The organism is Streptomyces sp. NPDC014882 (assembly GCF_043081325.1).
GTDB lineage: Bacteria > Actinomycetota > Actinomycetes > Streptomycetales > Streptomycetaceae > Streptomyces.
On sequence record NZ_JBIBWL010000004.1, the window covers coordinates 245,555 to 271,447 of the forward strand.

Sequence of the window (25,893 nt, forward strand, 5' to 3'; positions counted from 1 at the left end):
CGGGACCGTGCCGGCCACCGGGCACGACGCCATGTCCGACGGCCCCGACGGCCCCGACGGCCCCGACGGCGTCGTGAGGGCGGTCGCCGAGGACGCGTGGGGCTCAGCCCTCGCGCACGGCCAGCGCCAGGAACCGGGCGTCCTCGTCGACGTACGACGTCATGCGCCACCCCGAGCCCGCGAGCAGCGACCGCAGGTTCGGCTCGGCGCGCAGGTCGTCCGGGGTGACGCCACGCCCCTGGCGTGCGGCGAGGGCCGCCCTGCCGATCGGATGGAAGAGCGCCAGCGCGCCGCCGGGGCGGACCACCCGCGCCAGTTCGCGCAGGTCCCGCGAGGGGTCGGGCAGATGGGCGACGAGACCGGCGGCGAACACCGCGTCGAGCGAACCGGAGCGCAGGGGGAGCGCGGTGACGTCGACGAGCAGCAGGTGCCCGGCCCGGTCACGCCCGGCTCGCGCGGCGGCCTCCAGCATCGCCGGGGTCAGATCCGCCCCGACGACGACCCCGGAGGATCCCACGGCGCCGCGCAGCGCCGGCAGGGCCCGTCCGGTGCCGCAGCCCGCGTCCAGCACGCGGTCGCCCTCGCGCAGACCGAGTTCCGTGACCGCGGCCGCGTAGGCGGGGCCGTCGTCGGGGAACCGGCTGTCCCAGTCCGCCGCGCGCGGGGTGAAGAACTCCTGGACGTGTGTGTGGTCGTCGCTCATGTTCCGCATGATCCCCCACCGGCGCGGAGGGCGTCTCGGACCGAGCGGGCCGCCCCTCGCGTCAGTCCGCCACGGCCTTCTGCGCCAGGACCTTCTCGATCCCGACGCGGACCACCAGCTCGCCCGGGACCCCGTTGCGGGCGCCGAACGCCTCGGCCCGGTCGTCCCCCATGTACCGCGCCGCGATGCGGGTCGCCCACAGCCGCACCTGGTCGAGGTCCTCGGAGATCCGGGCGCGCCCCCGCAGCACGACGAAGTCGAACGGCGGCCGGTCGTCGTCCACGCACAGGGCGACCCGGCCGTCCCGCGCCAGATTGCGCCCCTTCACCGTCTCCTTGCCGGTGTTGAACACCACCTCGTCCCCGTCGAGCAGGAACCAGACGGGCGCCACGTGCGGGCTTCCGTCGGCCCGTACCGTCGACAGCTTCGCGGTGCGGGTGCCCTGCGAGACGAACGCCCGCCATTCCTCGTCGGTCATCTTCTGTGCCATGCCCCCATCCTCCTTGCCCGGCGGCCGGAGGTGGGGAAGGCTGGCGGACGGACCTGTCGGCCAGGCGGGCACACCACGCGGGGAACATCACACGGGGAACGTCACGGGGAGACGGAACATGGCACAGAAGCAGAGCCTGGGGTGGCTGCTGGACGACCTGACCGAGCGCGTCGAACAAGTGCACCACGCCCTGGTCCTGTCCACCGACGGACTGGTGGCGGGCGCGAGCACGGGACTGCGCAGGGAGGACGCCGAGCACCTTGCCGCCGTCGCGTCCGGACTGCACAGCCTGGCCAAGGGATCCGGCCGTCACTTCGGTGTCGGCCGGGTGCGCCAGACGATGGTCGAGTTCGACGACGCGGTGCTGTTCGTCACGGCCGCCGGCAGCGGCAGCTGTCTCTGCGTGCTCAGCGCGGCCCAGGCCGACATGGGACAGATCGCCTACGAGATGGCCCTGCTCGTCAATCGCGTCGGAGAGCACCTCACCGTCGACGCGCGGCGACCCGGCAGCGACCCCCACCCATAGCTCTGACCTGGGCTTCCGTCCCTCCGGTGGACTTATCCACAGGCCGCCAGGAGTTTCGCGAACGGGGCTACGGTTCTTCCCGAGGCCACCGCGGACGGCGCGGGGCCCTTCACTCCACGGGGGAGACCGGCCATGTCGGACCACACCGTCGCGCCACCGCGCGCCCTCTTCTGCACCTACAGCCGCGCGGCCCGGGAACTGGGCATCGGGCGGCGTCAGTTCGACCTCGCCGTGCACCTCGGACGCATCGGGACCGTGCCCGACGAGGGAGGAGGGGGCCGGCGGGTGGCCCGTGCCGAGATCGACCGCCTGCGCGCGGCGCCCGGCTTTCCCGACGCCCTGACCAGGAGCGTCGAGGCCGTCGGCACCACCGAGGCGGCGGCCGTCATGCGGGTGCCTCCGAGCCGGTTCACGCGCCTGGCGAGGATGGGGTTCCTGGTGCCCGTGACGTTCTACCTGAACCGTTACCGCGCCGTCGTATGGCTCTACCTCGCCGATGAACTGCGGCAGTTCACCGCCGACGAGGGCAACGCGACCCTGCTGACGGGCCGTGCGCCCGAAGGGACGCGGGACCGGTTGGCCGCCGGACTGGACCTACGGGCCCGGAACTGGCGCGGGCGGCACCTCGGAGCCCTGCTGCGGCAGGCCGAGGACCCCTGGCAGCGGGCGGGCGCCCTGGCCGCCCTCCTGGACCCGGCACAGATCGCCGACATCGCCGGGGACCCCTACGAGCGTTCCCACCTGAACCGTTTCCGGCCCGGACCGCCGACGCACGGCGCCCCGGGTTCACCGGCCGCGCTGCTGGCGGAGAGGATCACGACGGCGGCCGACCCCGACGAGATCGCCCGGCTGCGCTCCGACCTGGCCCACGCCCTCGACCAGGCCCGCGCACACCGGCCGGCCCCACGGCCCACCGCGAAGCCCGCCCCGCCGCGGCCGGCCGGAAACCCGGAGCGGACCCCGCGGGCCGAGCGGCCCGGGACCGGACTGCTGGGCCGGCTGCTCCGCAGAGGCGTCCGGGGCGCCGGGGCCTACAGCTTCCGGAACAGCCCCTCCTGCACGACGGACACCAGCAGCCGCCCCTGAAGGTCGTAGATCCGCCCGCGTGCCAGACCGCGGCCCCCGATCGCGACGGGTGACTCCTGGTCGTAGAGGAACCACTCGTCCGCGCGGAACGGCCGGTGGAACCACATCGCGTGGTCCAGGGACGCCATGTCGAAGTTCCGGGGCCCCCACAGCGGTTCGACCGGAAGGCGCACGGCGTCCAGGAGAGTCATGTCGCTGGCGTACGTCAGGGCGCAGGTGTGCACCAGCGGATCGTCACCCAGCGGACCGACGGCACGCATCCACACCGCGCTGCGCGGCTCGGCGTCCTTGATCTCCTCGGCACTCCAGCGCAGCCGGTCCGCGTACCGGATGTCGAAGGGCTGCCGACGCGCCATCCGCTCCAACTGCTCCGGCAGCGCGCCCAGGTGCGTCCGGACCTCCTCCGTGACCGTCGGGAGGGACTCCGGATCCGGCACCTCGCGGGCCGGCGGCAGCTGGTGCTCGAAAGGACCTTCCTCGGGCTTGTGAAAGGAGGCGGTGAGGTTGAAGATCGTGCGTCCCTGCTGCACCGCGGTGACCCGGCGCGTCGTGAACGACCGCCCGTCCCGCACCCGTTCGACCTGGTACACGATCGGCACCCCCGGCCGGCCCGGCCGCAGGAAGTACGCGTGCAGCGAGTGCACGGGCCGGTCGCCCTCCGTCGTCCGGCCGGCCGCCACCAACGCCTGGCCGGCGACCTGTCCGCCGAAGACCCGTTGCAGTGACTCCTGCGGGCTGCGGCCGCGGAAGATGTTGACCTCGATCTGCTCGAGGTCCAGCAGGTCCACGAGGCTCTCGGCCGGGTTCGTCATGTGTGTGCTTCTCCTGTGCCGCGTCCGTCCGTTCCCGTGCTCACAACTGACCGACGTCGGTGACGCGGACCACCGCGCGACCCTCGGCGTCCGACGCCGCCAGGTCGACCTCCGCGCTGATGCCCCAGTCGTGATCGTCGTTCGGGTCGTCGAAGATCTGACGCACCCGCCACAGCCCGTGCCGCGGCTCCTCCTTGATGACCAGCAGCTTGGGACCGCGGGCGTCCGGACCGGTACCGAGGTCGTCGTACTCGTCCCAGTACTTGTCCATCGCCTCGCCCCACGCGTCGGCGTCCCAGCCCGACTCGCCGTCCATCTCGCCCAGCTCGTCGACGTGGTCGAGGGCGGCGAGTTCGACCCGGCGGAACATGGCGTTGCGCACGAGGACGCGGAAGGCGCGCGCGTTGGCGGTGACGGGCTTGACCTCGTCGGCCTTCTCCTGGGCCTCCTCGGCGGTCATCTCCTCCGGGTTGGCCAGCTGCTCCCACTCGTCCAGCAGACTGGAGTCGACCTGCCGCACCATCTCGCCGAGCCACTCGATCAGGTCCTGCAGGTCCTCCGACTTCAGGTCGTCCGGGACCGTGTGGTCGAGCGCCTTGTAGGCGCTCGCCAGGTAGCGCAGCACGATGCCCTCGGTGCGGGCCAGTTCGTAGTGCGACACCAGCTCGGTGAACGACATCGCCCGCTCGTACATGTCGCGGACGACCGACTTCGGCGACAGCGGATGGTCACCCACCCACGGATGGCTCTTGCGGTACGTGTCGTACGCGTGGAACAGCAGCTCCTCCAGCGGCTTCGGGTACGTGATGTCCTGGAGGCGCTCCATACGCTCCTCGTACTCCACGCCGTCCGACTTCATCGCGGCCACCGCCTCGCCGCGCGCCTTGTTCTGCTGGGCCGCGAGGATCTGCCGCGGGTCGTCCAGCGTGGACTCCACGACGGAGACCATGTCGAGCGCGTACGACGGCGACTCCGGGTCCAGCAGCTCGAACGCGGCCAGTGCGAAGGTGGACAGCGGCTGGTTCAGCGCGAAGTCCTGCTGGAGGTCCACCGTCAGGCGCACGATGCGGCCGGTGGCGTCCGGCTCGTCGAGCTTCTCCACGATCCCGCCGTCCAGCAGCGAACGGTAGATCGCGATCGCGCGCCGGATGTGCCGCAGCTGCTGCTTGCGCGGCTCGTGGTTGTCCTCCAGCAGGTGCCGCATCGCCTCGAAGGCGTTGCCGGGACGCGCGATGACCGACAGCAGCATCGTGTGCGTCACCCGGAAGCGGGAGGCCAGTGGTTCCGGGGCGGAGGCGATGAGCTTCTCGAAGGTGCTCTCGGTCCAGCCGACGAAGCCCTCGGGCGCCTTCTTGCGGACCACCTTGCGACGCTTCTTCGGGTCGTCGCCGGCCTTCGCGAGCGCCTTCTCGTTCTCGACGACGTGCTCGGGTGCCTGCGCGACCACCAGCCCCGCCGTGTCGAAGCCGGCCCGGCCGGCCCGGCCCGCGATCTGGTGGAACTCACGGGCCCGCAGCGTACGGACACGGCTGCCGTCGTACTTCGTCAGCGCCGTGAACAGCACGGTGCGGATCGGCACGTTGACGCCGACGCCGAGCGTGTCCGTCCCGCAGATCACCTTCAGCAGGCCGGCCTGGGCGAGCTTCTCCACGAGCCGCCGGTACTTGGGGAGCATGCCGGCGTGGTGCACGCCGATGCCGTGCCGTACGTAACGCGAGAGGTTGCGGCCGAACTTGGTGGTGAAACGGAAGTTGCCGATCAGCTCGGCGATCCGCTCCTTCTCCTCGCGCGAGCACATGTTGATGCTCATCAGCGCCTGCGCCCGCTCCACCGCCTGCGCCTGAGTGAAGTGCACGATGTACACGGGAGCCTGCCTGGTCTCCAGCAGCTCGGTGAGCGTCTCCGTGAGCGGCGTGAAGCGGTACTCGTAGGACAGCGGTACGGGCCGGGTCGCCGAACGGACCACCGCGGTGGGCCGGCCGGTGCGCCGGGCGAGGTCCTTCTCGAAGAAGGACACGTCGCCGAGCGTCGCCGACATGAGGACGAACTGGGCCTGGGGCAGCTCCAGGATCGGGATCTGCCAGGCCCAGCCGCGATCGCCCTCCGCGTAGAAGTGGAACTCGTCCATGACGACCTGGCCGACGTCCGCGTGCCGGCCGTCGCGCAGCGCGATCGACGCGAGCACTTCGGCGGTGCAGCAGATGACCGGGGCGTCGGCGTTGACGGACGCGTCACCGGTGAGCATGCCGACGTTCTCCGTGCCGAAGATCTTGCACAGCTCGAAGAACTTCTCCGACACCAGCGCCTTGATCGGAGCGGTGTAGAAGGTGACCTCGTCGCGGGCGAGAGCCGCGAAGTGCGCGCCCGCCGCGATCATGCTCTTGCCGGAGCCGGTCGGCGTCGACACGATCACGTTCGCCCCGGAGACCGCCTCGATCAGCGCCTCCTCCTGATGGGGGTAGAGCGTCAGACCGCGCTCCTGGGCCCAGGACTCGAAGGCTTCGTACAGGGCGTCGGGATCTGCGGTCGGCGGCAACTGATCGATGAGGGTCACGCCCCCATCTTGCCTGCCCCGGTGCGCAACGGGGGAATCGGATGCGGGACCGAAGATCACGGCGGCTACGCTGTGTCGCCGACGGAGCGTTATCGCACCCGGTCAACTGGACAGCGGCGCACGAGGAATGGGGCGGGCAACGGCCATGATGGGACCAGCACACTCACTGTCGGGCGCCGCCGCCTGGCTCGGCGTCGGCGCGGCGGCAGCCGCGGCCGGCCACTCGATGCCGTGGCCGGTACTGCTCGCCGGTGCGCTGATCTGCGCCGGAGCGGCTCTGGCCCCGGACCTCGACCACAAGGCCGCGACGATCTCCCGGGCCTTCGGACCCCTCTCGCGCTGGCTGTGCGAGATCGTGGACAAACTCTCCTACGCCGTCTACAAGAGCACCCGCAAGCAGGGCGACCCGCGCCGTTCCGGCGGGCACCGCACCCTGACGCACACCTGGCTGTGGGCGGTGATGATCGGCGCGGGCTCCTCGGCGCTGGCGATCACGGGCGGACGCTGGGCGGTCCTGGCACTGCTCTTCGTCCACATGGTCCTGGCGATCGAGGGCCTGCTGTGGCGGGCGACGCGGGGATCCAGCAGCGATGTGCTGGTGTGGCTGCTGGCGGCGACGAGCGCGTGGATCATCGCCGGTGTGCTGGACGAGCCGGGCAACGGGTCGGACTGGCTGTTCACGGACCCGGGCCAGGAGTACCTCTGGCTCGGGCTGCCGATCGTGCTCGGCGCGCTGGTCCACGACATCGGGGACGCGCTGACCGTCTCGGGCTGCCCGGTCCTGTGGCCCATCCCGATAGGGCGCAAGCGCTGGTACCCGATCGGTCCGCCCAAGGCGATGCGGTTCCGGGCCGGAAGCTGGGTCGAGCTGAAGGTGCTGATGCCCGTGTTCATGGTGCTCGGAGGGGTGGGCGGCGCGGCCGCGCTCAACTACATCTGAGCCGTGCCGGGGCGAGTCCCGCCGGGGCCGACGGGATCCGCTCAGGTCGGGGTGCCCTCCCCGTAGCGCCGCTCGAAGCGGGCCACGCGGCCTTCCGTGTCCACGGTGCGGGCCTTGCCGGTGTAGAACGGGTGGCTCTCCGAGGAGATCTCGACATCCACGACGGGGTAGGTCTCCCCGTCGTCCCATTCGATGGTCTGGTCGCTGACCGCGGTGGACCGGGTCAGGAAGGCGTAGCCGGCGGTGCGGTCGCGGAAGACGACCGAGTGGTAGTCGGGGTGCTCGTCCTGCTGCATGCGGGCTCCTCGGAGGGTGCGTGCGGTGGGTGCGGGGCCGATCGGCGCGGGTGCGCCGCGGCGGCCGGACCGGGCGGCCGGCGCCCTTCAGCCGGGCAGGGTGTCCTCGTCGACGATGTGCATCGCCGCCTCCTCCGCGGAGGAGGCGGCGCCGTCGATACCGACGTCGGTGGCGACCAGGGCGCTCTCGTCGTCCTCGTGGGCTCCCTCGTCCGGTGCCACGAGCCGGCCGGAGCGGGCGGCGCCGACCTCGTTGTCCAGGAGTTCCCCGTCGGTGCCGGCGCTGTCGCCGAGGCCGTCGCCGTCGGGGAGGACGGGGTCGGGCAGCTCTTCCGCGAGCCGCTGGTCCAGGGTCTCGCCCCGCCGGCGCTCCGCGGCCGTGACGCCGTGGTGCTCCACGGCCCAGGGCCGCTCGGGAGGCGACCAGCCACGGTCCAGGGGGTCCCCGACGCCGTCGTTCTCCAGGGTGTCCTCCGCGTCGAGGAGTCCGGCGTCGTCCTGGATCTCGGAGGCGTCGGGCTGGTAGACGTCGTCCCCCCATCCGTCTGCGCTGTTCACGGATACCTCCAGGGGGTGACGGGCCCGTCCTCACCGCGGGTCGGCGGTGGGCGACCGTGGCACGGGACACCGGCCGGTGGCGGGTGCGCCGGACCGGGCGGCCCGGCTGCCTCCCGCGGGGGTGCCGATCTCCAGCGTTCCACCCCCCTTCGGGGGTGCGCAACGCCAGAGCCGTGCCGGCGCGTCCGGACGCGGGCGGAGGGCCCCTTCCCGGCGCCACCGGCGTGGCGACTGCGGTGGTCCGCCGACGGGGATCCGACGGGTCTCACGCGGCGTGGCCGCCCCGGCGCGGTGCCCGCCTCCCGCTCGTCCGGCAGTGGTCCGGTCTCGTGGAGCGGCCGCCCGTCCCGCGGTGGTCCGGCCGCCGTGTCCGCCCGGAGTGAGCCGGGCGGCCTGTCCTCACCCGCCCCTCCGGTGGCGGGCCGGGCACGACCGGTTCCCGTCCGGTCGAGTCCCGTATCCGTCTCCTCAGCCGTGCCAGGACCGCCACAGCGCCGCGTAGGCACCGTCCGCGGCGACCAGCTCGGCGTGGCTGCCCAGCTCGCTGATGCGGCCGTTCTCCACGACGGCGATGACGTCGGCGTCGTGCGCGGTGTGCAGGCGGTGGGCGATGGCGACCACCGTGCGGCCGTCCAGGACGCGGGCGAGGGAGCGTTCCAGGTGACGTGCTGCGCGGGGATCGAGCAGCGAGGTCGCCTCGTCGAGGACCAGCGTGTGCGGGTCGGCGAGGACCAGGCGGGCCAGCGCGATCTGCTGGGCCTGCGCCGGGGTGAGCACGTGTCCGCCCGAGCCGACCTCGGTGTCCAGACCGTCGGACAGGGCGCGTGCCCAGCCGTCCGCGTCGACCGCGGCGAGTGCCGCCCACAGCGCGGCCTCCTCCGCCGGCCGGGCGTCGGCCGGATCCGGCCGGTCCTCCTCGACGCGGGCGTGGGGCAGGGCCAGCCGGAGGTTGTCGCGCAGCGATCCGACGAAGACGTGGTGCTCCTGGTTGACGAGCGCCACGTGCGAGCGGACGCGTTCGGCGGTCATCCGGGACAGCTCCGCGCCACCGAGGGCGACCCGGCCGTCCCGGGGCGCGTAGATGCCCGCGAGGAGCCGGCCCAGTGTGGACTTGCCCGCGCCGGAGGGGCCGACGAGGGCCAGCCGGGTGCCGGGCGCGACCTCCAGGGACACCTGCCGCAGCACGTCGACGCCCTCGCGGTAGCCGAAGTGGACCCGGTCGGCGAGCACGTCCCGCCCGTCCGGCTCCAACGTGGAGTCACCGGCGTCCGGCTCGATGTCGCGCACCCCGACGAGCCGGGCCAGCGACACCTGCGCGACCTGCAGTTCGTCGTACCAGCGCAGGATCAGGTTCACCGGATCGACGAGCATCTGGGCGAGCAGCGCGCCCGTGGTCAGCTGACCGACCTCGATCCAGCCCCGCAGGACGAACACCCCGCCGAGCATCAGGACCGAACCCAGGACGGTGACGTGCACGAGGTTGACGACCGGGAAGAGGACCGACCGCAGCCACAGGGTGTAGTTCTCCCAGGCCGTCCACTGCTTGATCCGCAGCTCCGACAGTGCGACGCGACGATCGCCCAGGCGGTGGGCCTCGACGGTACGGCCGGCGTCCACGGTCTCGGCGAGGGCGGCGGAGACGGAGGCGTAACCGGCGGCCTCCGAGCGGTAGCCGGCCGGGGCCCGCTTGAAGTACCAGCGGCAGCCGGCCACGAGCAGGGGCACCGCGACCAGCACGGCGGGCGCGAGCGGCGGAGCGGTCACGACGAGTCCGCCGAGCAGCAGCGCCGCCCACATCACGCCGATCGTCAGCTGGGGCACGGCCTCGCGCATGGCGTTGGCCAGCCGGTCGATGTCGGTGGTGATCCGCGACAGCAGGTCGCCCGTGCCGGCCCGCTCCAGCACGCCCGGCGGCAGCCGCACCGCCCGGACGAGGAAGTCCTCGCGCAGGTCGGCCAGCATGCGCTCGCCGAGCATCGCGCCCCGCAGTCGCACCTGCCGCACGAAGACGGCCTGGACGACGAGCGCGAGGGTGAACAGCGTCGCGGTGAAGCCCAGGTGGAGCTCGCGGGCTCCTTCCGTCAGCCGTTCCACGACGTCGCCGAGCAGCCACGGGCCCACCATCGAGGCGACGGTGGCGACCGTGTTGACGGCCAGGAGGATCCCGAACGCACGCCGGTGCCGGCGCAGCAGTTCGGCCACGTAGGCGCGTACGGTCGCGGGGGCGCCGACGGGCAGCGTGTGGGCTGTCGTCGGCGCCGCCGGGTCGTGGGCGGGTGGTGCCACGCCGATCATGCGGACTCCTCGATCTCGTGCCGTCCGGTGTCCCGCAGCCCGTGCAGTTCGTGCACTTCGTCCAGCACACCGCGCGGTGCGGTCTCTTCGCTCGGCGCGCGCTCTTCGTCGGTCTCGCGGGTGACCACCGCGCGGTACCGCGGTTCGGTGTGCAGCAGCTCGCGGTGCGCCCCGGCGGCGACGGCCAGGCCCTCGTGGACGAGGACCACGCGGTCGGCCCGGTCCAGCAGCAGCGGGGACGAGGTGAACAGGACCGTGGTGCGCCCCGTCCTGATCTCCCGCAGCCCCTCGGCGATCCGTGCCTCGGTGTGCGAGTCGACGGCGGAGGTCGGCTCGTCCAGGACGAGGACCTCCGGGTCCGTGAGCAGCGAGCGGGCCAGCGCCAGCCGCTGGCGCTGGCCGCCGGACAGGGAACGTCCCCGCTCGGTGATGTGGGCGTCCATCGGATCGTCCACGTCCAGCGAGCCCTGCACGAGGGCGTCGAGGACGTCCCCGCACCGGGCGGCCGCCAGCGCCTCGGCCGCGCCGACCGCGCCCGAGGCGGGCACGTCGAGCAGGTCGCGCAGGGAGCCCGACAGCAGCACCGGGTCCTTGTCCTGGACCAGGACGGCGGTGCGCGCGCCGTCCAGCGGCAACTCGTCCAGCGGGATTCCCCCGAGCAGCACGGACGGGCCGTTCTCGGCGGGGTGTCCGCCGAGGCGTTCGGCCAGCCGTCCGGCGGCGTCCGGGTCGCCGCACACCACGGCGGTGAGCCGGGCGGCCGGGGCGAGCAGGCCGGTGGCCGGGTCGTACAGGTCACCGCAGGGCAGGTCCGCCGCGCGTGATCCGCCCACGTCCGTGATCCGCTCCATCGACAGGACCCGGGCGGCGCGTTTCGCCGACGGACGCGAGAAGGAGTACGCCATCGCGATCTCCTCGAAGTGCCTGAGCGGGTACGCCAGGACCATGACGGAGCTGTAGACGGTGACGAGTTCCCCGACGGAGATCCGGCCCGTGCGGGCCAGGTGGACGCCGTGGAACACGACCGCGATCAGCAGCAGCCCCGGCAGCAGGACCTGGACGGCGCTGATCAGCGACCACATGCGGGCACTGCGCACGGCCGCGTGACGTACTTCCTGGGAGGCGCGGCGGTAGCGGTCGAGGAAGAGGTCCTCGCCGCCGATGCCTCGCAGCACCCGCAGGCCCGCCACGGTGTCGGAGGCCAGTTCGGTGGCGCGTCCGGCCTTCTCGCGCTGGAGGTCGGCCCGACGGGTCGCGCGGGGCAGCAGGGGCAGAGCCGCGAAGGCGACGACGGGCAGGCCCACGGCGACGACGACGCCGAGGGCCGGCTGGTAGACCACCAGGCCGACACAGACGAACACGACCGTGAGGGCGGCCGCCGTGAAGCGGGAGACGGCCTCGACGAACCAGCCGATCTTCTCGACGTCACCGGTGGAGACGGAGACGACCTCCCCGGCCGCGACCCGCCGGCTGAGCGCGGAGCCCAACTGTGAGGCCTTGCGGGCGAGGAGCTGCTGGACGCGGGCGGCCGCGGTGATCCAGTTGGCGACGGCGGCGCGGTGGAGGAAGGTGTCCCCGAGCGCGATGGCGGCGCCGAACAGGGCCATCAGCCCACCGGCGAGGGTCAGCCGGGCGCCGGACCGGTCGACGACCGCCTCGATGGCGAACCCGACGCAGAACGGCTGCGCCGAGACGGCCGTGAAGTGCAGCAGGCCCCAGGCCAGGGAGGTGAGCTGGCCGCCCAGCTGATTGCGTCCGAGCCACCACAGGAATCGTGGCCCCGAGCGGGCGTCGGGCACACCCGGGTCTGGATACGGAAGGTCTCGGATCTTCATGACGTCCCAGTGGCTCGTGTCGGGCTCGTGTCAGAAACGGGGAGGGGACCGCGGGAAGCGGCGACAGCAAACCGTGAAAGGTTCGCTTCGCAGGGTGGTGGGAATCAACCGGTTTTCCGCGGGACCGCGTGGTTCCGGCTGCCACCGGAAGCGGTCGTCGCCCCGAGGAGCCCGCCGCCGGCGACCGGGTGCGGCCGGCCCGTCGCCGGAAAGTCGTCCCCAAGGCGACGGCCGCCCCTCCGGCATCCCGGAGGGGCGGCCGTCGCCTGCCCTCGTGCGCTGCGTGGACGCCTCAGCAGTGGGGAGCCGCCGTCCCGCCGATCAAGGTGTCCAGCAGGTCCCCGAGCACCGCCCGTTCCACGTCCGTCAGGGGGGCCAGGATCTCCCGGGCCGCCGACTGACGCGCCCGGTGCAGTTCACGCAGCGTGGCGCGGCCCGCGTCGGTCAGCTCGATCCGGATCACCCGGCGGTTGGTCGGGTCGGGCACCCGGCGCACCTTGCCGTGCGCCTCCAGCCCGTCGACCAGCGTGGTCACCGCCCGCGGCACGACCTCCAAGCGCTCGGCGAGGTCCGCCATCCGCGGCGGTGCGCTGAAATGGGAGAGGGTGCGCAGCAGGCGGGACTGGGCGGGCGTGATGCCCAGGTCCGACAGCTCCAGATGGTGCTTCTGGATGCGGTGCACCCGACGGGTGAACCGCAGCAGCTGCTCGGCGAGCGCGCCGTCGGGATCGGAGGTGGTCATGCGGGAACAATATCAGGACCCCGTTCATTGTGAGTATAGGTAACAATGAGCTACGCTCTCTGTGTCTCGCTCGTCCCGTCTCACCTCCCGTAGGAGCCCATGCATCCCGACACGCCAGATTCCTGGAAGCCGACCGGCGACACCGGGGAACACCCCCGGCAGGTGCGCCGCATCCTCAGACTCTTCCGTCCCTACCGCGGGCGGCTCGCGATCGTCGGCCTGCTCGTCGCCGCCTCCTCGCTCGTCTCGGTGGCCACGCCGTTCCTGTTGAAGGAAGCCCTCGACGTCGCCATCCCCGAGGGCCGCACCGGCCTGCTGAGCCTCCTCGCCCTCGGCATGATCCTCAGCGCCGTCCTCGCCGGGGTCTTCGGCGTCCTCCAGACGCTGATCTCCACGACGGTCGGCCAGCGCGTGATGCACGACCTGCGCACCGCCGTCTACGGCCGCCTCCAGAGCATGTCGCTGGCGTTCTTCACCCGCACGCGCACCGGTGAGGTCCAGTCCCGCATCGCCAACGACATCGGCGGCATGCAGGCGACCGTCACCTCCACCGCCACCTCCCTGGTCTCCAACTTCACCAGCGTCGTCGCCACGATCGTCGCGATGGTCGCCCTCGACTGGCGTCTCACCGTCGTCTCGCTGCTCCTGCTGCCGGTGTTCGTGTGGATCAGCCGCCGCGTCGGGAACGAACGGCGGAAGATCACCACCCAGCGGCAGAAGCAGATGGCCGGGATGGCCGCCACGGTGACCGAATCGCTCTCGGTCAGCGGCATCCTGCTCGGTCGCACCATGGGCCGCGCCGACTCCCTCGTCCACTCCTTCGCCGACGAGTCCGAGCGGCTCGTCGACCTCGAGGTGAGATCGAGCATGGCCGGCCGCTGGCGCATGGCCGTCATCGGGATCGTCATGTCGGCCATGCCGGCCGTCATCTACTGGACCGCCGGCCTGACGATGGAACTCGGCGGTCCCGGCGCCTCCCTGGGCACGATCGTCGCCTTCGTCTCGCTCCAGCAGGGTCTGTTCCGTCCGGCCGTCAGCCTTCTGTCGACCGGCGTGCAGATCCAGACCTCCCTCGCGCTCTTCCAGCGCATCTTCGAGTACCTCGACCTGCCCGTCGACATCACCGAGCGGGCGGACCCGGTCCGTCTCGACGAGGTCAAGGGCGAGGTCCGCTTCGAGCACGTGGAGTTCCGCTACGACGGCGACGACGACACGGTCGCTCCCGTCCTCGACGACATCGACGTGACCGTCCCGGCCGGCAGCAGCCTCGCCGTCGTCGGGCCGACCGGCGCGGGCAAGTCCACACTGGGCTACCTGGTGCCGCGTCTGTACGACGTGACCGGCGGCCGGGTCACCATCGACGGGGTCGACGTCCGTGACCTCGACTTCGACACCCTCGCGCGCGCGGTCGGCGTCGTCTCGCAGGAGACGTACCTCTTCCACTCCTCGATCGCGGACAACCTGCGCTTCGCCAAACCGGACGCCACCGACGAGGAACTGCACGCCGCGGCGCGGGCGGCCCAGATCCACGACCACATCGCCGCACTGCCCGACGGGTACGACACGGTCGTGGGTGAGCGGGGCCACCGGTTCTCCGGCGGTGAGAAGCAGCGCCTGGCCATAGCGCGCACCATCCTGCGCGACCCGCCGGTGCTGATCCTCGACGAGGCGACCAGTGCCCTGGACACCCGGACCGAGCACGCTGTCCAGGAGGCCATCGACGCGCTCTCGGCCAACCGCACCACGCTCACCATCGCCCACCGGCTGTCCACCGTCCGTGGCGCCGACCAGATCGTGGTCCTGGACTCCGGCCGACTGGCCGAACGGGGCACGCACGAGGAACTGCTGGAGCGCGACGGGCGGTACGCCGAGCTGGTGCGCCGGGACGCCCGCCTGGAGCCGACGAGATGACGAGAATGGCGAATGATGAATGACGAAATGACGAGACGACGATAGGCCGGGTTATGTCGGAATTGCAGTGATATGCGGGTTACCGTGCCCGCATGCAGATGAACACTCCGCCACGGAGCGCGATCCGACTGACGCGCCGGGGCCGTCTCGTCCTCATCGCGATCGGAGCCGTCGCGGCCGGTACCGCTGTGGCCGTGCCGCTGCTGAGCATGGACAGCTCCGAGGAGAACAGACCGACGGCACTGGTGATCCCGGAGGGCCGCCGCGCGAGCCAGGTCTACGAGGCCGTCGACAAGGCCCTCGCCCTGCCGCCCGGAACCACCAGGAAATCGCTGCCGAAGGCCGGCCTGAAGCTGCCGGCCGACGCCGAGGGCAACCCGGAGGGCTACCTCTTCCCGGCGACGTATCCGCTGGACGGGCAGCCGACGCCGCAGGAGCTGCTCGCCCGGATGGTCGACACCGCGAACAGGAAGTTCAACGGAGCACCCGTCGCCGCCGGTGCCCAGCGCAACGCCATGAACGTCTACCAGGCCGTCACCGTCGCCAGCATCGTCCAGGCCGAGGCCGCCACCGAGGCGGACATGGGCAAGGTGGCCCGCGTCGTCTTCAACCGCCTGGAGCGCGGCATGCCGTTGCAGATGGACTCCACCATCGGCTACGCGCTGAACCGCTCCACGCTCAGGACGAGCACGGCGGACACCCGCATCGACAGTCCCTACAACTCCTACCAGCGCATGGGGCTGCCCCCGACCCCGATCGGCAACCCCGGGGAAGAGGCCGTACGCGCCGCGATCACCCCGACCCCGGGCGACTGGCTGTACTTCGTCACGGTCAAGCCGGGCGACACGCGCTTCACCGCCAGCTACGAGGAACACCAGCGCAACGTCGCGGAGTTCAACAGGATCCAGCAGAGTGCCCAGACCTCGGCGAGTCCGTCGAAGGCCCGCTGACCCGACGGCGGCGCATCAGGCGGCGGCCCGCTCGCCGGCCCGCTCGGCGAGCAGCCGCCTGATGTCCCGCACGGCGGCGCGCCCCGCCCGGTTGGCCCCGACGGTGCTCGCGGAGGGCCCGTAGCCGACGAGGTGCACACGCGGGTCGACGACCGTGCGCGTGCCCTCGAGGCGGATCCCGCCGCCCGGCTCGCGCAGCCGCAGCGGCGCCAGGTGGTCCACGGCGGGCCGGAAGCCGGTCGCCCACAGGATGACGTCGGCGGGCACCCGCCGCCCGTCCTCCCACTCCACGCCGTCCGGGGTGATCCGGTCGAACATCGGCAACCGGTCGAGGACCCCGTCCGCCAGCCCCTGCCGGATCGCGTCGTTCAGCGGCAGGCCCGTCACGGAGACGACGCTCTTCGGCGGCAGCCCCCGCCGTACCCGCTCCTCCACGAGGGCGACCGCCGCGCGCCCCGCCTCCTCGTCGAAGGGGCCCTCGCGGAAGACCGGCGGGCGCCGCGTCACCCAGGTGGTGGCGGCCGCGTACGGGGCGAGTTCCAGCAGGTGCTGGGTCCCCGAGGCGCCGCCGCCCACCACGACCACCCGCAGCCCGGCGAACGCCTCGGGCCCCGGATAGCGCGCGGTGTGCAGTTGCCGGCCCAGGAAGGTCTCCTGCCCGGGGTAGCGCGGCCAGAAGGGCCGGTCCCAGGTGCCGGTGGCGTTGATCAGCGTCCTCGTCGCCCACGTGCCGGCGGTGCTCTCCACGCGCAGCCGCCCGTCCGTCCCCTCGTGCACCGCCGTCACCGCGACCGGCCGCCGTACCCGCAGGTCGAAGGCGCGCTCGTACGCCGTGAAGTACTCGGTGATCACCTCGGAGGAGGGCCGCGACGGATCCGCGCCTGTCAACTCCCTGCCGGGCAGCGCGTGCATGCCGTGCACCTTGCCGTACGTCAGCGAGGCCCACCGGAACCGCCAGGCGCCGCCCGGGCCGGGGGAGCGGTCCAGCACCACGAAGTCCCGCTCCGGCTCGAAGCCGGTGCGCCGCAGGTGATGGGCGGCGGCCAGTCCGGCCTGCCCGGCGCCGATGACGGCGACCTCGACCTCACGCATGTCGTTCACATGTGAACCAACAGTGGCGAGGTCGTGGATCTTCCCGGGAACGTGTCGGGTCTCCTGCGCGCCAAGGTGGTCGTGGCCGTGACGGTGGTCGTGGCCTGTATCTGTGTTCGGGACATGGTCGACGGGCGTCTCGCGGACCGGGCTCCGGGCAGGGTCCGGGCGGACACCGGCCCGGGGAATCCGGTGTACGGGGCCGGAGAGGGGTCAGGATGGAGGCATGTCAGACGCGTTCACCACCCGGGTACTGCCCATCGCCTCCGGCGCACAGGAGAGGGTCGTCGACCTCACCCGAGACTGCGAGGCCTTCCTGCGGGAGGCGGCGGCCGGCCGCGACGGCCTCCTGAACGTCTTCGTCCCGCACGCCACGGCCGGCATCGCGATCATCGAGACCGGCGCCGGGAGCGACGACGACCTCCTGGCCGCCCTCCACACCCTCCTCCCCGCCGACGACCGCTGGCAGCACCGCCACGGCAGCCCCGGCCACGGCCGCGACCACGTCCTGCCGGCCTTCGTGCCACCCCACGCCACCCTGCCGGTGGTGGGCGGCGTCCTGCAGCTGGGAACCTGGCAGTCGGTGTGCCTCGTGGACACGAACAAGGACAACACCGACCGGCAGGTGCGGCTGAGCTTCCTCGGCTGACGCGGCGTTCCCTCACGCTCCGTGTTCACCGCGCGCTCCGCTGGTGTGGGCGAAGCGACCCCCGGTGTTATTCAATGAGGTGTGCGGTCAGGGCCCTCGGGGGCCCCGTCGCACGGGTCCGAGTACGGCCCCGGTGCTGTGCCGGGGATTGCCGAGAGAGCCGCATGGACTCCACACCGTCTCCGTCGTCGCCCTTCGAACTGGTGAGCAGCGCCCTGGGGCGCTACATGCCGCGCGGGGGAACGGACGCCGCCGACGAGCAGGACGACCGCACCGGCCGCCGACGCGTGCCCGACGGCCCGTCCGGCGACCGACCCGACGGCCGGGCCGACGACCCGGGATCGGGCCGGCAGGACCAGATCCTCGGTGCGGTCAACCTGGACCGGGACCTGAGGATCACCCGCCGCAACCTGGACGCCCCCGTGTTCGCCGGCCTGGCGGCCGAGACCGGAAGTCCTTTCGTCGATCTCCTGCCCTCCGGGGACGTACCGACGGTCACACGGCGGTTGCGGCAGGTCCTGGAGACCGGTGAGGCGCACGTCGCCCGGATCCAGCGCCTGCGGCGTGGCGACGGATCGGAACTGGTGGTCTCCCTGAGCATCCTGCCCGCCGCGGCACCCGAGGAGGGCCTGACCGTCTCCTTGATCGCCATGGCCAGGAGGCTGCACCTGTACGCCGCCGAGACCGCGATCGGCATGTCGCTGGACATCGGCGAGACCGCGCAGTCGCTGGCGGAGTCACTGCTGGCCTGGGGGGACGTGGCCGCCGTCGACCTCGATTTCGCCGTGTGGACGGGCGAGGGAGTCACCGGGCAGGCGCAGGGGCGCCTGCGGCTCCGGCGGGCGGCCCTCGTGCCGGACCGCGCGTGGCCCGACGGCTACGCGACGCCGGGCGACGATCTCCCCGGTGACGCGAGCCGCCTGCTGGCGCAGGTGGTACGGCGGGACGACGCCCCGCAGACGATCGTCATACCCGACCGGGAAACGGTCGAGCGGGTGCTCGGCAGTCCGCGAGTGGTGCGCGCCCTGGTGCCCGGCGACCGGTCGGCGGGCGTGGCGTGCATCCCGCTGGTGCTGGACGGCGCGCCGCCCCTCGTGCTGGGCGTGGCGGAGGTCTGGCGGCGGGCGGACCGCCCCTTCCGTGACAGCGAGCTGCTGGACCTGCAGGAACTGGTGGCCAGGACCGCCCATCACGTCGACCTGGCCCGCCAGCACCAGCGCGAGCACACGCAGGTCCTGGCGTTGCAGCGCCGGCTGCTGCCCCGGACCGGCGGCGACACCGTCGCGGTTGCCAGCGTCTACCAGCCCGCCACCCCCGACAGCGCCGGCGTCGGCGGCGACTGGGTGAACAGCTTTCCCCTGCCGGACGGCCGTACCGCGCTGGTGGTCGGTGACGTCGTCGGGCACGGCCTGGGAGCCGCGGCGACCATGGGCCAGCTGAGCATGGAGGCCCGCGCGCTGCTGTCCGCGGGGCTGGCACCCGACGAGGTGCTGGAGCACCTGGACGAGACCGTGACGCTGCTGGACGACGCGGAGTCCGGACTGGCGGCCGGCTACAGCGCCCTCGGGTCGACCTGCTGCATCGTCCTCTACGACCCGGTCAGCCACCAGGTGACGCTGTCCAGCGCCGGCCACCTGCCGCCGGTCCTGGTGTCGCCGGACGGGCGGGCGGACCTGCTCGCGGTCCGCCCCCATCCCGGTCTCGGCGCCGAGTTCGCGCTGCGGGAGCCGTTCGACCTCCACACCTTCGACGCGCCCCCGGGCTCCCTGCTCGCCCTCTACACCGACGGCCTGGTGGAGGATCCGGCCCTGTCGATCGACGAGGGCATCGGCAGGCTGGCGGAGACCGTGTCCACGGTGCACCCCTGGGACTCCCTGCAGCAGGCCGCGCGCAGCGTCGTCTCCGCGCTGGCCCCCGCGCGCCAGCGCGACGACGTGACCCTGCTGCTCGCCCGCACCATCGGCTACCGCAAGGAGGACACCGCGACCTGGCGGCTGCCCGCCCGCGACGACGCGCCCGCCCGCGCCCGCGCGCACGTCTCCGCGCTGCTGCGGCGATGGCGCACCAGGGAGGACACCCGCGACACCGTGTTGCTGCTGGTCAGCGAGCTGGTCACCAACGCGGTGCGCCACGCCACCGGTCCGGTCACGGTACGGCTGATCAGGGCCCGCCACGGACTGCTGTGCGAGGTGGGCGACACCGGCAACGGCAGACCGCGCCTGCGCCTGGGCGGCCTGCTCGACGAAGGCGGTCGTGGCCTGCACATCGTGCACAGGCTCACCACCCGGTGGGGGGTGCGGTGGACGGAGACCGGCAAGGTGGTCTGGGCGACCGTCGTGAGATGACGCGGCCGGGGACGGCGACGCCGCCGTGCTGCGCGAGCCGCCGTACCCGTTCGGCCCGGCGGGCGGTCACCGGGTCGAAGCGGACCACGTGGAGGAGGATTCCGCCGAAGTGGGTCCCGCCGAAGAGGACCAGGCCGAAGCGAGCCCCGTCGAAGTGGGCCGGCGTACCGGAGCGCGGTGCCGGTCCGGGCGGTGTGCGCGCCGGCCGGCACCACGGTGGGCACGGTGCTCCTCGGCGGTGGCGGTGGCGGTTGCGGTGGCGGTTGCGTGGCGCGGCCGGTGCCGCGGACGGACCGTCTCCGCCAGGGTGGCGCGGGCCCGTCCTACAGCCACTGCCCTTCCAGGGCGGTGGCGGTGAGGCCCGGCGCCGCCGCGTACAGCACGGCGCGGCTGCCCGGCTTCTGCCCGGCGTCGTGCGCCCGCCGCAGGATGTCGAACACGGCGGCGCCCCCACGGTTGCCGCTGGTGTAGCTCTCCCGGCTGTGGTCCAGCAGTCCCGACGGCCAGGAGTCGGGCATCGTCTGCTCCATGTACTCCAGCACGCGGGTCCCGCCGGGGTGCGCCAGCAGCACGTCGGGGTGCCAGGCGGAGGGGTCGTCCTGGTAACGGACGCGCAGCCACTCCCACATCGCGGTCACCGTCTCCTGCACGGCCCGCGGCCCGCGCCGGTCCATCACGAAGTGGGTGCCGTCCGCCCGCGTCTCCAGGCGGTGCAGGTCCTGGGTGCCGGGCAGGGTGTGGTGCCAGGCGGAGTCCAGTCGCAGCACCGACTCGTGCCGTGGACGGCCCGTGACCACCGCGGCGACGGCGGTGTCCGCGAACAACAGGCGGACGATCAGGGACTCGAGGGTGTCGTCCGCGGGCTGGTAGGTCGTGCTCAGGGCCTCCGCGATGACGACCAGGACCACCCGGTCGGGGTCCGCCGCCACGAGATCCGCCGCCAGCGCCAGTGAGCGGGTCCCCGCGACACAGGCCCACTGCGTGGCCGGGAGCAGCATCGTGTCGCCGCGGAGCGGGAGCTGGTCGGCCAGAGCGACGTCCAGGCCCGGCAGTGCCGGGGTGGTGGAGTGACTGGTGATCAGGCAGTCGACGTCCGAGGTCTCCAGCCCGGCGATCTGCAGGGCCCCGCGTGCCGCCCGTTCGCCGTAGGACCGCACGGCCTCCCAGGCCGGCGCGGTGCGTTCCTGGACGGTCTGCGGACCGGGTATCGCCTCCAGGGTGGCGATCACCCGCTCCGCGTCCTGCTGGGCGAAACCGGCGCGTGCCAGGGCCTCTTGGGCCGGTTCGGTGCCGACGGCCGACAGCCCGCCGCCGTTGCCGGGCGCGACGGCTGCCTCCAGCGGCAGCATCCACCCGCGGGTCTCGATGCCCGTGGCGGCCGCGATGCCGTCGATGCGCGGCGCCCACGCCGCATGCGGATGCCGGGCGCGCACCTCGGCCACGATCTGGCTGGTCCGCACGGCGTGTTCGCCATGGATCACGGCAGGAGGGCAGAGGTATGCGGCCATCGTGGGTCACCTTTCCAGGGGAACGAACGGGAGTGTCGTGAAGGTCACGAGTGCTGTGCCATGGGTCACTTCGGAGTACGGCGCCCAAGACGTCGCCGGAGGGCTCCAGTTCGGGAGCCGGCGACTGCCTCGAGCATGGACGATAAGGGGCATTTGCGCTGTGATGCAGACGACTTGGACGGCCATGGGGTACGTGACACCGCACACACCGCTGGGACGCGCCCCGAGGGGGTTCCCCGGAGGCGCCTGATCCACCATCAGCCGGTGGTGACCGGCCACCGGGCCGGGCCGAGCGGACTCCGACTCCGCGGCACTCCGGGCAGTGGCAGTGGCGGTGACGGTGGCAGTGGTGGTGGCGGTGTGCCGCTCTGCGAAGATCCGCCCATGGATCGCACGCTCGCCCTCGCCGGACTCGACGACCGCCCCTGGGCGCAACTGGACCACGCCTACGGAAGCGCGGAGGATCTGCCCGCCCTCCTGCGCTCCCTCGCGGGTGACGACCACGACGCCGCGGACGGTGCCCTGGACGAGCTGTACGGCAGCATCCTGCACCAGGGCACCGTCTACCCGGCGACCGTCGAAGCGGTGCCGTTCCTCGCGCGCCTCGCGGCGGCCGGCCACCGCGGCGCCGACCTCCTCGGCCTGCTCGGCGGCATCGCCGAGAGCACCGACGAGTACGGGGTGGCACCGGGCGCCTGCCGTGCGGCGGTCGTCCGTCAACTCCCGTCCGTCCTGGCCCTGACGGGCGCCGGGGAGGCGCCGGTGCGGCAGGCCGCCGTGTGGGCGGCCGGGCACACCGGCGCCTCCGCCGAGGCGTGGCCCGTGCTGCGGCGACGGTGGGAGGAGGAGTCCGACGAGGTGGTCCGGGCGGAACTGGTGACCGCCCTGGTCCGGCTCGACCCGGCACGCGGTGCCCCGACGGCCCTGGCCGCCCTCGCGCCGGACGGTCCGGCCCGGTTGCGCGTCACCGCCGTCCTCACCTGCCTGGCGGCGGGCCTGCCGTGGGACGCCCGGCAGCACGACGCCGTGCTCGCCGCGCTGCCGGCCGACGGCCTGGTGTCTGCGTTCGAGCAGTGCGAGCCCCTCCGGGCCGTGGTCGGCGCGCTGTTCCGGCGGGACACGGCCGAGGACCGGGAGGCCGCCTTCGTCCTGCTGGTGGACGCCCTGCGCGTTCCGGCGCCGGACGCGCGCGCCGAAGCCGTGTGGGCGGCGGACCACGCGTGCATGGTGTCCCGTTCCGCGCCCGCGCGACTGCTGCCCGCGCTGCTCCCGCTGCTCGACGAACCGGAGCCGCCGCACGCGGTGGTGGCCCTGCTCGACAAGGTCGCGGAGCAGGCGGGCGCCGCCGGTGCCACGCTCGCCCGGCTCGCCGAGGGTGACGGAGACCTCGCCGACCGGGCGCTCGCCGTGCTGGTGACGGCCGCCCCCGGCCCGGCGGCCCCGCTGCTCGCCGGGCGGCTGCCGGAGCGCCCCCTGGCGCTGGCCGAGGCCGCCGGGGCCCGCGCCCTCGGTACGGCCGTCAGCGCCCCCTTCCCCTACGACGCCGCGCTGCTCGACGCGGTCCGGCGGCGCCTCGCCGACCCCCGGGCGCAGGGGAACGAGCTCATCCATCTCGCCCTGCTGCTCGCCTCCTGGGGACGGCGGGCGGCCTCCGCCGTCCCCGAACTCCTCGACGCGCTGCCGAGGATCCCGCTCGCCGGTCCCACCGCGCTGGCGGCGGTCTGCCCGCACGACGGCGAGTCCCGGACCCGCGCGGCGGAGGCCCTGTGGGCGGCCGCCCTGCACGGTCCCGAGGAGGGACGGCTGTCCGCGGCACGCGCCCTGCACGGGCTGACGGGCGAGAGCGGACCGCTGCTCGCCGCGATACGCGCCGAACTGACCGGCGGAGGAAGGAACGTGCGGGAGGCCGCCCGACTCGTCACCGGTCTCGGCGAGACCGCGGGGGAACTGGTGCCCGCGATGCGCGACGCCCTGCGGGACCGGCCCGAAGGCCGGTCGACGCCCAGGGGCGACGCCCTCGCGGAACTCGCCGCAGCACTCTGGGACGTCACGGGCGACGCCGCCGCGACGGTCCCGGTGTTCGACGCCGTCATCAGGGCCGACGACGGCCCCTGGACCCGGTGGACGGCCCTGCGGACGGCGCGCCTCGCGGTCCGGCTGGGGCCCGCGGCCCGGCCGTTGCGCCCGGCGCTGGAGGATCTCCTCGCCACACCGCTGCACGCACCGGCCCCGGTCCTCGCGCTGCTGGCCGCGCTCCCCGAGGAGGAGCTGCGCGGCCCGCTGGAGCGCACCTCACTGGCCGGGCGGGTGCTGGACGCGGCGGAGGCCGGCGTCGACGCGGCCGGCGCGTTCGAGGCCCTGTCGGCGCTGGGCCGGGCCGCCCTGACCGACGCGCACCTGCACCGCGTCGAACGCCTCGCCCGGGGTGACCGGCGGGTGGTGACCGGAGGGATCGAGAGCCGGATCATCCGCGCCGACGAGCAACTGGCCGCCCGCGCCCGCGAAACGCTCCTGGCGCTCACGGCGGATACGTCGGATGCACCGGATACGTCGGACGCGGTGGGCCCGATGGGCCCGGTGGGCCCTGTCCTCACGGCCGGTACGGCGCCGTCCGGCCCGCCGGAGCAGGCGGCACGGACACCCGCTCGGGACTGACGCCCGGTCTCCACGGAGGGAGCCCGGCCGTCCGGCGGAACTTCCCGTCGCATGTCCTCGGGCCGGCCGGCCCGAGGACATGCGGGCCCGGACCGACGCCGTGCGACGGTTCCGGAGCGCGCTCCGGAAGGCCGGCGCCGACGGCGTCCCGACCTCGGCCCGTCGGCACGGCGGGCCTCGCAAACGGTTCAGCAGGCGACGGCCGGGGCGGGCCGTGTGACGACGGCCGGCCCGGCAGCGGATGCGGCGGCGGCCGGCGTGGCCGCTCCGCCCCGCGGGCCCCCGGCCGCCCCGCTCCGCGCGCGGTCCGCGAACACGAACAGGCGCAGCACCACGAAGCGCCCCGTGCCCGCCAGGGCGGAGGCGCCCAGGTAGACGGCCTGCTGAGTGACGAGACCGGGTGACGACCGCACCGCGTACAGGACCAGCACGGCGGCGCAGGTGACCCCGTACGCGGCGGTCGCCGAACCGGCGGACTGCAGGTGCCGGCGCCACCCGGCGCGTCGTCCGGTGCCGAAGGTGAAGAGGGCGTGCAACTCGGTGCACAGCAGGGTCGAGACCACGGTGATCACCGCGTTCGCCAGGGCCCAGGGAACCAGCGTGGCCACCAGCGGGACGGCGGCGCCGGAGAGGAGCCCGACCCCGCCGCCGCAGACCACGAACCGCACGAAGGAGGCGAACGGGCCGGGCGTCGTCGGGGGAGCGGCCGCCGCGGGGCCCGTGCCGGTCGGGTCGCCCGTGCCGCCCGTGCGCGGCGGCCGCGGTGCCGGCTGCCGCCGCGGCGGCAGCGGGGGCCTCGGCCGGGGCTTCGACAGGACGGGCGACGTCATCAAGGGTTCCTTCCGGGGCGATCGGACCTACCGGCGCGCGGACCTGGGAACTCGGGCCACTCGGACCTCGACCCCCCTGCGGAACCGCCGCGTCGAACGATGCCGTGTTCCCCTCCCCGGCACGAGGGAGCGGCCCACCGGACCGAGGGTGGGGCCTGCCCCACCACGACGGTGGGGGCAGGCGACAGGGCACCCCGTCTCCGAGCGCGGAACGTGCCCGCACCGGCCGCACGGAACGTGCCCGCACCGGCCTCGCCCGCCTCACGGCCGGCCCCCGAGGGCACCGCCCCGGTCCCCGCCACCCGTGCCGGCGGGGTCCTCGGGACGGTCCACGGGGCCGCACGCCGCGCCCGACCGGCCTGCTCACCTCGCGGACGTACGACCGCGAGCGCGACGAACCGGCCGGCCGGGACCTCCTCGTGGACGTCGGACCCCGCCGGGGCAGCTTTTCCAGGCCTCCTGACGAACCGTCGGTTCGACGGGCTCGACCGGTTTGACCGGGGGACCGGTTCGACCGGTCCGGCCCGCTCATCCCATGGTCTTCGCGCCGTCCAGGGACTCGCGGATGATGTCGGCGTGCCCCGCGTGCTGACAGGTCTCGGCGATCACGTGCAGCAGCACCCGGCGGGCCGACCAGTGCTTACCCGGCTCGAACCACGGCGCCGGCGGCAGCGGGTGCGACGCGTCGAGGTCCGGCAGCGACGCCACCAGTTCGTCGGTACGGCGGGCCGCCTCGGCGTACTCCTCCAGCACCCCCGCCAGCGTCTCGCCGGGCAGCATCCGGAAATCGTCGGCTCGTCGGGCGAAGTCCTCCTCGGTCATGGCGTCGAAGTCGCCGAGCGCCGACGGACCCTCCACGATGAAGGAGGCCCAGCTCCGCTCGACCGAGGTGACGTGCTTGATCAGCCCGCCGAGACACAGCTCGCTGTCGGTCGTCCGCAGCCCCGCCTGCTCGTCGGTCAGGCCGTTGGTGGTGAAACGCAGGAAACCGCGGTGGCCGGCCAGGGTCTCCAGCAGGTCGGCGCGCTCCCCGTCGAGGACCGGGGCGAGGGGGGCGGGGGTGTTGAGGGACATGACGTGTCTCCGTCTCCGAGAGGCGTGTTCCGCGTTCGTGGA

21 protein-coding genes are annotated in these 25,893 nt (G+C 73.4%); 8 read left to right on the top strand and 13 right to left on the bottom strand.

Annotation, left to right across the window (positions count from 1 at the left end):
• Nucleotides 1–103: 103 nt before the first annotated feature.
• Both ACF09K_RS12390 and ACF09K_RS12395 read right to left on the bottom strand, forming a co-directional pair.
• Nucleotides 104–703: a class I SAM-dependent methyltransferase gene (locus ACF09K_RS12390; RefSeq protein ID WP_392242826.1), complete on the bottom strand. Its 600-nt coding sequence runs from the start codon at nucleotides 701–703 to the stop codon at nucleotides 104–106.
• A 61-nt stretch (nucleotides 704–764) separates the two neighbouring features.
• Entirely contained in the window at nucleotides 765–1,193 is a 429-nt protein-coding gene (locus tag ACF09K_RS12395; protein WP_392242828.1) for a PPOX class F420-dependent oxidoreductase, read from the bottom strand.
• Between the two features lie 118 nt (nucleotides 1,194–1,311).
• Here ACF09K_RS12395 and ACF09K_RS12400 point away from each other — a divergent pair, with 118 nt between their 5' ends.
• Entirely contained in the window at nucleotides 1,312–1,719 is a 408-nt protein-coding gene (locus tag ACF09K_RS12400; RefSeq protein WP_392242829.1) for a roadblock/LC7 domain-containing protein, read from the top strand.
• 132 nt (nucleotides 1,720–1,851) lie between these two features.
• Nucleotides 1,852–2,805 (top strand): DUF6397 family protein, encoded by a 954-nt coding sequence (locus ACF09K_RS12405; protein WP_392242830.1) that lies wholly within the window; start codon nucleotides 1,852–1,854, stop codon nucleotides 2,803–2,805.
• Here the strand turns inward: ACF09K_RS12405 and ACF09K_RS12410 are convergent.
• Complete coding sequence (locus ACF09K_RS12410) at nucleotides 2,751–3,617, bottom strand: acyl-CoA thioesterase (RefSeq protein WP_392242832.1); 867 nt, start codon at nucleotides 3,615–3,617, stop codon at nucleotides 2,751–2,753. The genes ACF09K_RS12405 and ACF09K_RS12410 overlap by 55 nt on opposite strands.
• Before the next feature lie 40 nt (nucleotides 3,618–3,657).
• Nucleotides 3,658–6,171 (bottom strand): DUF3516 domain-containing protein, encoded by a 2,514-nt coding sequence (locus ACF09K_RS12415; RefSeq protein ID WP_392242834.1) that lies wholly within the window; start codon nucleotides 6,169–6,171, stop codon nucleotides 3,658–3,660.
• Between the two features lie 145 nt (nucleotides 6,172–6,316).
• On the opposite strand from ACF09K_RS12415, the gene ACF09K_RS12420 reads away from it, so the two are divergent.
• Nucleotides 6,317–7,111, top strand: coding sequence for a metal-dependent hydrolase (locus ACF09K_RS12420; protein ID WP_392242836.1), 795 nt, complete (start codon nucleotides 6,317–6,319; stop codon nucleotides 7,109–7,111).
• A 41-nt stretch (nucleotides 7,112–7,152) separates the two neighbouring features.
• Here the strand turns inward: ACF09K_RS12420 and ACF09K_RS12425 are convergent, their stop codons facing one another.
• The 5 genes from ACF09K_RS12425 to ACF09K_RS12445 all read right to left on the bottom strand — a co-directional run bounded on the left by ACF09K_RS12425 (nucleotide 7,153) and on the right by ACF09K_RS12445 (nucleotide 12,837).
• Nucleotides 7,153–7,407, bottom strand: a complete 255-nt coding sequence (locus ACF09K_RS12425) for a type B 50S ribosomal protein L31 (RefSeq protein WP_392242837.1) — start codon at nucleotides 7,405–7,407, stop codon at nucleotides 7,153–7,155.
• Nucleotides 7,408–7,494: 87 nt separating this feature from the next.
• Complete coding sequence (locus ACF09K_RS12430) at nucleotides 7,495–7,965, bottom strand: DUF5709 domain-containing protein (protein WP_392242839.1); 471 nt, start codon at nucleotides 7,963–7,965, stop codon at nucleotides 7,495–7,497.
• A 468-nt stretch (nucleotides 7,966–8,433) separates the two neighbouring features.
• On the bottom strand, nucleotides 8,434–10,260 hold the full coding sequence (locus ACF09K_RS12435; RefSeq protein WP_392242841.1) for an ABC transporter ATP-binding protein: 1,827 nt from the start codon (nucleotides 10,258–10,260) through the stop codon (nucleotides 8,434–8,436).
• A complete protein-coding gene (locus ACF09K_RS12440) occupies nucleotides 10,257–12,095 on the bottom strand; it encodes an ABC transporter transmembrane domain-containing protein (RefSeq protein ID WP_392242843.1) in 1,839 nt (612 codons plus the stop codon). The genes ACF09K_RS12435 and ACF09K_RS12440 overlap by 4 nt, the downstream gene beginning before the upstream one ends.
• 292 nt (nucleotides 12,096–12,387) lie before the next feature.
• Nucleotides 12,388–12,837 (bottom strand): MarR family transcriptional regulator, encoded by a 450-nt coding sequence (locus ACF09K_RS12445; protein ID WP_366058428.1) that lies wholly within the window; start codon nucleotides 12,835–12,837, stop codon nucleotides 12,388–12,390.
• 99 nt (nucleotides 12,838–12,936) lie between these two features.
• Here ACF09K_RS12445 and ACF09K_RS12450 point away from each other — a divergent pair, with 99 nt between their 5' ends.
• Together ACF09K_RS12450 and mltG are read left to right on the top strand one after the other, a co-directional pair.
• Nucleotides 12,937–14,748 (top strand): ABC transporter ATP-binding protein, encoded by a 1,812-nt coding sequence (locus tag ACF09K_RS12450; protein WP_392242845.1) that lies wholly within the window; start codon nucleotides 12,937–12,939, stop codon nucleotides 14,746–14,748.
• 92 nt (nucleotides 14,749–14,840) lie between these two features.
• Nucleotides 14,841–15,698 carry an endolytic transglycosylase MltG gene (gene mltG / locus ACF09K_RS12455; protein WP_392242847.1) on the top strand — a complete coding sequence of 286 codons (858 nt, stop codon included), beginning with the start codon at nucleotides 14,841–14,843 and terminating at the stop codon, nucleotides 15,696–15,698.
• A 15-nt stretch (nucleotides 15,699–15,713) separates the two neighbouring features.
• Here mltG and ACF09K_RS12460 read toward each other — a convergent pair whose 3' ends face one another.
• Nucleotides 15,714–16,799, bottom strand: coding sequence for an NAD(P)-binding domain-containing protein (locus ACF09K_RS12460; protein ID WP_392242849.1), 1,086 nt, complete (start codon nucleotides 16,797–16,799; stop codon nucleotides 15,714–15,716).
• 217 nt (nucleotides 16,800–17,016) lie between these two features.
• Between ACF09K_RS12460 and ACF09K_RS12465 the strand changes: the two genes are divergently transcribed.
• Both ACF09K_RS12465 and ACF09K_RS12470 read left to right on the top strand, forming a co-directional pair.
• Entirely contained in the window at nucleotides 17,017–17,439 is a 423-nt protein-coding gene (locus tag ACF09K_RS12465) for a YjbQ family protein (RefSeq protein WP_392242851.1), read from the top strand.
• Nucleotides 17,440–17,603: 164 nt separating this feature from the next.
• Nucleotides 17,604–19,784 carry a SpoIIE family protein phosphatase gene (locus tag ACF09K_RS12470; protein WP_392242852.1) on the top strand — a complete coding sequence of 727 codons (2,181 nt, stop codon included), beginning with the start codon at nucleotides 17,604–17,606 and terminating at the stop codon, nucleotides 19,782–19,784.
• Nucleotides 19,785–20,107: 323 nt separating this feature from the next.
• Here ACF09K_RS12470 and ACF09K_RS12475 read toward each other — a convergent pair whose 3' ends face one another.
• Entirely contained in the window at nucleotides 20,108–21,292 is a 1,185-nt protein-coding gene (locus ACF09K_RS12475; RefSeq protein WP_392242854.1) for a type III polyketide synthase, read from the bottom strand.
• A gap of 384 nt (nucleotides 21,293–21,676) precedes the next feature.
• On the opposite strand from ACF09K_RS12475, the gene ACF09K_RS12480 reads away from it, so the two are divergent.
• Nucleotides 21,677–23,947 carry a hypothetical protein gene (locus ACF09K_RS12480; protein WP_392242855.1) on the top strand — a complete coding sequence of 757 codons (2,271 nt, stop codon included), beginning with the start codon at nucleotides 21,677–21,679 and terminating at the stop codon, nucleotides 23,945–23,947.
• Between the two features lie 188 nt (nucleotides 23,948–24,135).
• On the opposite strand, the gene ACF09K_RS12485 is transcribed toward ACF09K_RS12480, so the two are convergent.
• Together ACF09K_RS12485 and ACF09K_RS12490 are read right to left on the bottom strand one after the other, a co-directional pair.
• Nucleotides 24,136–24,777 (bottom strand): hypothetical protein, encoded by a 642-nt coding sequence (locus ACF09K_RS12485; protein WP_392242856.1) that lies wholly within the window; start codon nucleotides 24,775–24,777, stop codon nucleotides 24,136–24,138.
• Nucleotides 24,778–25,305: 528 nt separating this feature from the next.
• Nucleotides 25,306–25,851 (bottom strand): DinB family protein, encoded by a 546-nt coding sequence (locus ACF09K_RS12490; protein WP_392242858.1) that lies wholly within the window; start codon nucleotides 25,849–25,851, stop codon nucleotides 25,306–25,308.
• Between the last annotated feature and the right edge of the window lie 42 nt (nucleotides 25,852–25,893).

Coding starts and splice junctions, on each gene's coding strand:
- ACF09K_RS12390 (WP_392242826.1), bottom strand. CDS start 703: ATGAGCGACGACCACACACACGTCCAGGAGTTCTTCACCCCGCGCGCG.
- ACF09K_RS12395 (WP_392242828.1), bottom strand. CDS start 1,193: ATGGCACAGAAGATGACCGACGAGGAATGGCGGGCGTTCGTCTCGCAG.
- ACF09K_RS12400 (WP_392242829.1), top strand. CDS start 1,312: ATGGCACAGAAGCAGAGCCTGGGGTGGCTGCTGGACGACCTGACCGAG.
- ACF09K_RS12405 (WP_392242830.1), top strand. CDS start 1,852: ATGTCGGACCACACCGTCGCGCCACCGCGCGCCCTCTTCTGCACCTAC.
- ACF09K_RS12410 (WP_392242832.1), bottom strand. CDS start 3,617: ATGACGAACCCGGCCGAGAGCCTCGTGGACCTGCTGGACCTCGAGCAG.
- ACF09K_RS12420 (WP_392242836.1), top strand. CDS start 6,317: ATGATGGGACCAGCACACTCACTGTCGGGCGCCGCCGCCTGGCTCGGC.
- ACF09K_RS12425 (WP_392242837.1), bottom strand. CDS start 7,407: ATGCAGCAGGACGAGCACCCCGACTACCACTCGGTCGTCTTCCGCGAC.
- ACF09K_RS12435 (WP_392242841.1), bottom strand. CDS start 10,260: ATGATCGGCGTGGCACCACCCGCCCACGACCCGGCGGCGCCGACGACA.
- ACF09K_RS12440 (WP_392242843.1), bottom strand. CDS start 12,095: ATGAAGATCCGAGACCTTCCGTATCCAGACCCGGGTGTGCCCGACGCC.
- ACF09K_RS12445 (WP_366058428.1), bottom strand. CDS start 12,837: ATGACCACCTCCGATCCCGACGGCGCGCTCGCCGAGCAGCTGCTGCGG.
- ACF09K_RS12450 (WP_392242845.1), top strand. CDS start 12,937: ATGCATCCCGACACGCCAGATTCCTGGAAGCCGACCGGCGACACCGGG.
- mltG (WP_392242847.1), top strand. CDS start 14,841: ATGCAGATGAACACTCCGCCACGGAGCGCGATCCGACTGACGCGCCGG.
- ACF09K_RS12465 (WP_392242851.1), top strand. CDS start 17,017: ATGTCAGACGCGTTCACCACCCGGGTACTGCCCATCGCCTCCGGCGCA.
- ACF09K_RS12470 (WP_392242852.1), top strand. CDS start 17,604: ATGGACTCCACACCGTCTCCGTCGTCGCCCTTCGAACTGGTGAGCAGC.
- ACF09K_RS12475 (WP_392242854.1), bottom strand. CDS start 21,292: ATGGCCGCATACCTCTGCCCTCCTGCCGTGATCCATGGCGAACACGCC.
- ACF09K_RS12480 (WP_392242855.1), top strand. CDS start 21,677: ATGGATCGCACGCTCGCCCTCGCCGGACTCGACGACCGCCCCTGGGCG.
- ACF09K_RS12485 (WP_392242856.1), bottom strand. CDS start 24,777: ATGACGTCGCCCGTCCTGTCGAAGCCCCGGCCGAGGCCCCCGCTGCCG.
- ACF09K_RS12490 (WP_392242858.1), bottom strand. CDS start 25,851: ATGTCCCTCAACACCCCCGCCCCCCTCGCCCCGGTCCTCGACGGGGAG.